This is a genomic window from Priestia sp. P5_B4 (assembly GCF_056400385.1).
Map to the genome: position 1 here is coordinate 1 of NZ_JBFULJ010000818.1, position 1728 is coordinate 1728.

Sequence of the window (1728 nt, forward strand, 5' to 3'; positions counted from 1 at the left end):
GTACAGAGAAATGAGCAAATATGTAAATGATTTTATAGATACATCTATTAATTCAAGTATAAAAAAATAAAGTGTATCCAAGAAAAGGAGCCCCGAACCGTAGGYCTCCTTTTTCTTTTACAGGAAAGAATTAAATATGGTTTATTAGTTTTACAGTCGTAAATGTTATAATTAACCAATCGTTAAATTGATTTACATATAGAGGAGGAAAAACATGATTAAAGCCGTCATTTTTGATTTAGATGGGACATTATTAGATCGAGACAGTTCACTGAAGCTTTTTATTCAAGATCAGTACGAGAGATATAGTGAAGAACTAGCACTCATACCGAAGCAAGAGTACACATCTAGATTTATTGAGTTAGATCAAAAAGGCTACGTATGGAAAGATAAAGTATATGAGCAGCTTTTGACTGAATATGATATTCCAAGTTTAACGTGGGAAGGGATGCTAGATGATTACCTTCACTATTTTCCAGCTCACTGCGTTTCGTTTTTACATATGGAGGATGTACTAAAAGAGCTAAAGAAAAAAGGGTTGTTACTAGGCATGATCACAAATGGTTTTACGGACTTTCAGTGGATGAATATTAAAGCGCTTGGAATTGATCACTATTTTGATACTATACTTGTTTCCGAGCAAGAAGGCATTAAAAAGCCGCAAAAAGATATCTTTTTGCGAGCGTTAAAAGCGCTCGATGTGTCGGCTGAAGAAAGTGTATATATCGGGGATCATCCAGAAAATGATGTGCTTGGCGCAAGAGGCGCAGGTATGCATGCTGTATGGAAAAAAGACGTTTTCTTTGACGGAAGTTTCACAGATTCGTATGTAATAGAGGATTTAAAAGAGCTGTTAAACGTTATTAATGAGTTTCAAGCATGCTGATGGGAAAAGGGGAAACACGATGAAAGCCGAAGTTCGTCTATTGACTGATGAAGATCTTAAAGAAGCAGCAATCATCTATACAAATGTTTTTAGTGGGTCACCGTGGAATGAGCCTTGGAGTATAAACACTGCTTATGCTCGTTTATACGATATCAGTAAAACTCCAGGTTACATAGGGATAGGTTTCTTTCATAGTGAAAATAATAAACTCATAGGATTTATAGTAGGAAATGAAGAACAGTGGGCGAACTATAAGACGTTTTATGTAAATGAAATTTGTGTGTTAAGCAGCACTCAGCAAACTGGCATAGGAACGAGTCTTTTATCTTTCCTTAACGAGTTACTTATACAAAAAGAAGTGAAAGAAGTCTACGTGTCTACTGAAAGAGGCCAAGGCAAACCAGAACGTTTTTTTGAAAAGAACGGTTTTGTTACTCATGAATCTCGTATACTGATGACGGTAAATGTAGATTGAATATAAGTGAATGGGTGTAGGATATCCGCTTTGTTATTTCAGGAGGCATGGTTCATAAAGCAGGAGGAAATAATTTATGATTTTTTCGCTACTAGTTTTAGTCGCTATTTTAACGGTGAGTATTCCGCTGTTGATTATTATTGTTAAAACAGTTTGGCACCGAAAGATTCCTCGTAATTACTATACGCCGTTTGACTATCTTGCTGCACAAACAGAAGAAGAGTTTCATGAAGAGCAAAATGAACGAGAACTAGAAGAAAAAGAAGGAGATGTTGTAAACAGAAAGAGCTAAAGGTCGTTTTCAACTCCTTCTGTTTACAGCCCACCCCTCCACAATTTCCGTAAATTCACCTAGGTGTTCTTCAAA

The 1728-nt window shown here is 36.1% G+C and carries 3 protein-coding genes; all 3 read left to right on the top strand.

Features of this window, described 5'->3' with window-relative positions:
• Positions 1-214: 214 nt before the first annotated feature.
• A complete protein-coding gene (locus tag AC1DRF_RS26300) occupies positions 215-886 on the top strand; it encodes an HAD family hydrolase (protein ID WP_162214420.1) in 672 nt (223 codons plus the stop codon).
• Between the two features lie 19 nt (positions 887-905).
• The gene (locus AC1DRF_RS26305; RefSeq protein WP_477742114.1) at positions 906-1361 is read left to right on the top strand and encodes a GNAT family N-acetyltransferase; all 456 of its coding nucleotides are present in this window, start codon (positions 906-908) and stop codon (positions 1359-1361) included.
• 76 nt (positions 1362-1437) lie between these two features.
• A complete protein-coding gene (locus AC1DRF_RS26310; protein ID WP_230184249.1) occupies positions 1438-1653 on the top strand; it encodes a DUF3951 domain-containing protein in 216 nt (71 codons plus the stop codon).
• Positions 1654-1728: the final 75 nt, after the last annotated feature.

Bases quoted from the DNA above. Each gene is read 5' to 3' on its own strand.
- AC1DRF_RS26300 (WP_162214420.1), top strand. From the start codon at position 215: ATGATTAAAGCCGTCATTTTTGATTTAGATGGGACATTATTAGATCGA.
- AC1DRF_RS26310 (WP_230184249.1), top strand. From the start codon at position 1,438: ATGATTTTTTCGCTACTAGTTTTAGTCGCTATTTTAACGGTGAGTATT.
- AC1DRF_RS26305 (WP_477742114.1), top strand. From the start codon at position 906: ATGAAAGCCGAAGTTCGTCTATTGACTGATGAAGATCTTAAAGAAGCA.